The 6,000-nt window shown below is 40.2% G+C and carries 5 protein-coding genes; 1 reads left to right on the plus strand and 4 read right to left on the minus strand.

The features are described 5' to 3' along the window. The first annotated feature begins 892 nt into the window (after positions 1-892). Complete coding sequence (typA, locus tag Q8907_11360; protein MDP4274864.1) at positions 893-2,722, plus strand: translational GTPase TypA; 1,830 nt, start codon at positions 893-895, stop codon at positions 2,720-2,722. Here typA and Q8907_11365 read toward each other — a convergent pair whose 3' ends face one another. From Q8907_11365 to metG, 4 genes are all read right to left on the minus strand, one after another. Beyond that, positions 2,723-3,118, minus strand: coding sequence for a response regulator (locus Q8907_11365; GenBank protein MDP4274865.1), 396 nt, complete (start codon positions 3,116-3,118; stop codon positions 2,723-2,725). A gap of 196 nt (positions 3,119-3,314) precedes the next feature. Then, positions 3,315-4,331 carry an NAD-dependent epimerase/dehydratase family protein gene (locus Q8907_11370; protein MDP4274866.1) on the minus strand — a complete coding sequence of 339 codons (1,017 nt, stop codon included), beginning with the start codon at positions 4,329-4,331 and terminating at the stop codon, positions 3,315-3,317. Between the two features lie 32 nt (positions 4,332-4,363). After that, entirely contained in the window at positions 4,364-4,810 is a 447-nt protein-coding gene (locus Q8907_11375) for a pyridoxamine 5'-phosphate oxidase family protein (protein MDP4274867.1), read from the minus strand. Between the two features lie 5 nt (positions 4,811-4,815). After that, a partial coding sequence (gene metG / locus Q8907_11380; protein MDP4274868.1) for a methionine--tRNA ligase subunit beta occupies positions 4,816-6,000 on the minus strand: 1,185 nt, incomplete at its 5' end.

Consider the following 6,000-nt stretch of genomic DNA (forward strand, 5'->3'; position numbering starts at 1 on the left):
AAATGGTTCAAATGGTTCAAAATTTCCCGGGTGCCGGGGTGAATTTTTCACCTTTTTACCCCCTATGCCTTAAAAAGGGGTAATAACAGGCCGGGGAAAGTTTTCTGGGAAATGAGTTTAAAATTGCTGTTAAATATAATATCCAGGATCAAAAAAATCAATATCACCGGCCGTCAATTTATCACAAACCGGTTATAGCCCATTTTTAAGGGGTGTGGGGTAAATTAGAGATGGAATGAATTGATTTAAAACGCTTCGCGAGAAATATTTCTTTGTGAACCTTGTGTAATCCTTGTGTCCATTGTGGTTAGAGATAGTTTAAGATGGTTCAAAAGTTCAAAGGGTTTAAAGTTTCGGATAAGGTAGAAAACAGGGAGGACAGATCAAATCTATTTTCCCGTGGGTCATCAAATCAAACTCTCTCCAATCAATAACCAGAATCCTGTTATAACTCCTTTTTACTACTTGCGAAACTTCAATACTTTATTTTCAGGTCAATTGTGTCCAGCTTTTTATGAATCAAGAAATAAAATTTCCGTTTTTTGTTTCTCCCCTAAAAAAAAATTTTTCCTTTCCCTAAACTCAAATCAGGATTTACTTTTCATCTCCTGCAGGCAACAATCGATAAACTTTTCCATGGGCAAACTTCATATTTCCCAAAAAGTTACTTGTATATTTTTCTAAATAAGGTTTAATTTATCTAAATAAAGTTGTACCTTTGCACCCCAATAAAATTTGATATGTTCTATAGTAATCACATTAATTCCAGGGACAAATATTCCCTTCTCCATAAGCTCCAGAAATTTAGGCGTGGCTTGAAATAGTTTTCCCTCTCCATCTTTTTATCACCATATTTTTATAGTTAAAACTTTATTTAAATTTTTTATTTTTCATGCAAGAAATTAGGAATGTTGCTATTATTGCACACGTTGATCATGGTAAGACTACATTAGTTGATAAAATATTAATCCAAACAAAACTTTTCAAAGAATTTGAAGAACCGGGAGAATTGATCCTGGATAATAACCCGTTGGAAAGAGAACGGGGAATCACCATTGTTTCAAAGAATGTTGCTGTTCAATATAAAGATGTTAAGATAAATATCATTGATACACCTGGCCATGCCGATTTTGGAGGTGAAGTGGAACGTGTGCTGAATATGGCTGACGGAGCTATTTTGCTGGTAGATGCATTCGAAGGGACCATGCCCCAGACCCGGTTTGTACTTGAAAAAGCTTTAAAACTTGGCCTTAAACCCATTGTTGTCATCAATAAGGTTGACAAGCCCAACTGCCGTCCCGAAGAAGTCCAGGAGCAGGTTTTTGACCTGATGTTCAACTTAGGAGCTACCGAAGATCAACTTGACTTCCCAACGGTTTACGGTTCGGCAAAAGAAGGATGGATGTCCGATAACTGGAAAAAACCGACGGAAAATATCAATGCCCTGCTGGACGACATCATTAAATATATCCCTGCTCCAAAAGTACTGAAAGGTACACCGCAAATGTTAATTTCCAACCTGGATTATTCCAGTTATGTAGGTCGTATTGCAGTTGGCCGGGTACACAGGGGGGAACTTAAAACCGGGATGAATATATCCCTCGTAAAAAGGGACAAATCGATCGTACATACCAAAATCAAAGAATTACTGGTATATCAGGGTTTGGCAAAGAAAAGAGTTGAAAGCGTTTCCTCAGGTGAAATTTGTTCTTTAGTGGGTATTGAAAACTTCGGCATTGGGGATACCGTTGCAGATTATGAGAATCCTGAAGCTTTGGATAGTATTGCAATTGATGAACCGACCATGAGTATGGTATTCACCATCAATAATTCCCCTTTCTTCGGGAAGGACGGCAAATATGTAACCTCAAGGCATATCAAAGAAAGGTTGGATAAGGAACTAGAAAAGAACCTTGCCCTCCGTGTGGAACAATCGTTCAACAGTACGGATTCCTTTGTGGTATATGGCCGTGGTGTATTGCACCTTTCCATTTTGATTGAAACCATGAGAAGGGAAGGATATGAATTGCAGGTTGGCCAACCTCAGGTAATCATTAAAGAAATTGGCGGCGAAAAATGCGAGCCAATAGAAGACATGTCCATTGACTTACCCGAAGAATTTTCCGGAAAAGCCATTGAAATGGTGAACAAGCGCAAGGGGACAATGACCAACATGGAACGTAAAGGTGACCGTATCCATCTTGAATTCGAGATTCCATCTCGCGGTATCATCGGATTGAGAAGCAATTTACTGACAGCAACCGGTGGCGAAGCCATCATGTCGCATGTATTTAAAGATTTTGAGCCCTACAAAGGTGAAATTGAGAGACGTATAAACGGATCGCTCATTGCAATGGAAACAGGCACAGCTATAGCCTATGCGCTCAATAAACTGCAGGACAGGGGCAAGTTCTTTATTGATGAAGGAGAAGAAATTTATGCCGGACAAGTCATAGGGGAAAATACCCGTCCCGGGGATATTGTCATCAATATAAACAAAACTAAAAAACTCTCGAACATGCGTGCTGCCGGTTCGGACGAAAAAGTGAAAATAGCCCCTGCCATTAAATTCTCACTGGAAGAAGCCCTGGAATATATTCAGGAAGATGAATACGTGGAAATCACCCCGCACAATATAAGGCTGCGCAAGATAATTCTGAATGAAACGGAAAGGAAGAGAAGCAGGATGCAGATGCAAGAAACTGAAGTGGCAGGAGTATAGTTAATCCTGCCCCTGCAGATTGAGGACATCCTCAATGGTTTCAATCATGCTGTCAATGAAATATTCGTCTTTTGAGATGTAGCGTGTAGCGCCATTTTTCATGAATTCATCAATCAAATCCTTGTCAGGTTGCTGGGAAAGAATAATGATAGGGATATCTTTGCGCATTTTATGGATGGTTTTAAGTGCTTCCATACCACTCATGGCTCCCGTATTGTAAGTGCTTAAAATATGATCCAGAACAATAATGGATGGATTTTCATCCAAATGGGCTATACAATCTTCTCCCGAAAAAAAAGTATGAACCTGACAACCTTCCCTGCTCTTAAAAGTATATTCCATTAAATGCAAAATCATCTTATCATCGTCGACAAAAAATATTAATTTATTTTCCATCTCTCTCTTCGATATTATTTTTGGAAACCATAGTTAACGTGAAAAGAATACAAAATTTTGATTTAATAACGGTTTACTAAATTAGGAATTTGTTTGAAAGAATGAAATAATATTCAGTGTTTTTTCTCATCAATCAATTTTAATTTCCTGAAAATCATTATCCACGGGCATTCCCATCTGCCTTTAAATTATTTTGTTATGAGGCAGATAATTCATTCATATATATCCTGCAAATATCACGGGTAGTTTGTTTCAGGGGTAAAAAATCCATCCCCATTGCTTCCTTGATTTTCAAGTTCGAGACATAAACTTTTTTCACGGCAGACCTGGCCATTTCTTTGGATAAAAATTGCTTGCCAAAAAACAACTTACTTCTAAGCCAGTCAAGGCGCCATACAGCTTGCAGTATAAATTTAGTAGCCTTATATTGAGGAAGAGGTTTGTTAAAATTAGTGGCAATCATTGAAAACAAATCCTTATAGCCGGTATTTTCCGCAGAAACGATAAAACGCTGTCCGGAAATGTCACTGTTCATCAGCAAAACCATTGACTTCACCACATCTCTGACATCCACATAAGCAGTTACTCCCGAAGAGTAAAATTTCATTCCTTTATAAACAGCCGGGAATATGCTGGAACTCCCCTTTTCCCAATTCCCCGGTCCAAGAATGATAGAAGGATTTACAATCACAGCCTTCAGTCCTTCGACTATTCCGCGCCATACCTCCATTTCAGCATAATACTTACTTATAGAATAAGCCGAATTATCTTTTGCTGGTTTCCATTGATCTTCTTCGCAGGCAGGATCGCCATTTGCAGAAGGGCCCACAGCCGCAATAGAACTGACATAGCACAATTTATCAATTCCCGTTTCAAGTGCAGCGTTGACAACATTAGCCGTACCCTGAATGTTGACCTGCATCATTTTTTCCCTATCTTCCCGGGCAAATGAAACAAATCCGGCCACGTGGTATACAAGGCTTACCCCTTTCATGGCCTGTTCAAGCGACAGGTAATCGAGGGTATCCCCCTTAACCCATTCAATCTTATCGAAAAGGGCTTGGGGATCATTGCTGTAATAGCCGAAAGTTTTTAAAACTTCAGCCTTACGGCTTTCTGTCCTGAAAAGGGCCCTGACCTTCTCCCCTTTCCCTGCCAATTCGAACAAAAGATGCGATCCGAGTAATCCAGTTCCTCCTGTTACAAAAATCATAAAATTAAATTATGGGGTAATTAATAAACATATTATTTCTTTGTATCGGTTGCTTGCTCCCAAATCAGTTTTTTCCCAAATCCCAGCCTGTTATCGGTCATTTTTATATAAGTCAGGGATAATATCCAGAGGTTGGTTTTCATCAGCACAGCATAAGGAAAACGTTTCAGATAGGCATTTTTCGCCTGGTCACCCACCACACCAGAGGCCTTTTCCAATATCCCCCGGAACTGCAAGCCCTGAATTTTACCCACTATATTCGTTTCCAGGACGACAGAACCCGCCACCTTATTTTGCTGCAACGCATATTGAGCATGCCGGGTATCCTCATCCGAGGTAAAAACAAAGGCATTCAAATCTTCCAAGTATGCATAGAAACAATTTGCACACCATGGGAAATGATCATCCGTTGAGACGGCCAGAGTAAGGACATGATGCCGCGACAAAAAATCGACTATGCGCTTTTCAGGAAGGCTCATGCAATCTATTTTATAGAAGAACCGTTTTCCGTATGGCTTTCAGGAAGCATGAACTTCAATTTCCCGTCTTTATCTTCGGCCATTAAAATCATCCCTTTCGATTCAATGCCCCTGAGGTTCCTTGGCTCGAGGTTCACCAGGACACTAACCTGTTTGCCGATAATTTCCTCCGGGCTAAAATGTTCGGCAATGCCTGATACCACCGTTCTCACATCAACACCTGTATCAATTTTCAGCTTAAGCAACTTTTTGGTTTTGGCCACTTTTTCAGCTTCGAGAATAGTACCCACCCGGATATCCATCTTCGAAAAATCCTCATAAGAAACAGGATCTTTCATGGGTTCTACCTTGGCATTGTTCTTTTCATTTTCCAACTTCGACTGTTGAAGCTTTTGAATCTGCTTTTCAATTTCCTCATCTTCGATTTTGGTGAAAAGCAAAGAAGGTTTGTTAAGGACATGGCCAACTTCCAGCAAAGACTTTTCGCCTATTTTCTTCCAGGAGAATTTCTCAATATTAAGCAGCTGAAGCAATTTTGCTGAAGTAAAAGGCAGGAAAGGTTCGACCAACATGGAGAGATTTGCAGTAATCTGCAAAGAGACATTCAGGATAGTCCCTACCCGTTTCATATCGGTTTTAACCAGTTTCCAGGGTTCTGTATCCGTCAGGTACTTATTTCCCAAGCGGGCCAAGTCCATAGCGAACTTCAAAGCTTCGCGGAAACGGTAATTTTCGATGCTGTTTTCTACATTTTCCCTGATCTTCGATATCTCCTCCAGAGTCTGGCTGTCCAAAGCGGTGAGGTTGTCAATTTCAGGCACTTTTCCTCCAAAATGTTTCCCGGTCAGAACAAGAGTCCGGTTCACGAAATTCCCCAGGATAGCGACCAGCTCATTGTTGTTGCGGTTTTGAAAATCTTTCCAGGTAAAATCATTATCCTTTGTTTCAGGAGCATTGGCACAAAGGGCATAGCGCAATACATCCTGTTTATCTTTGAAATCGATCAAATATTCATTAAGCCAGACAGCCCAGTTGCGGGAAGTCGAAATTTTATCCCCCTCCAGGTTCAAAAACTCATTGGCAGGTACATTATCGGGCAGGATATATGAACCGTCGGCCTTCAGCATGGAAGGGAAAATGATGCAATGGAAAACGATATTGTCTTTCCCGATAAAATGGACCAGCTTGGT

Source organism: Bacteroidota bacterium, assembly GCA_030706565.1.
In the GTDB taxonomy this organism is placed as follows: Bacteria; Bacteroidota; Bacteroidia; order Bacteroidales; family JAUZOH01; genus JAUZOH01.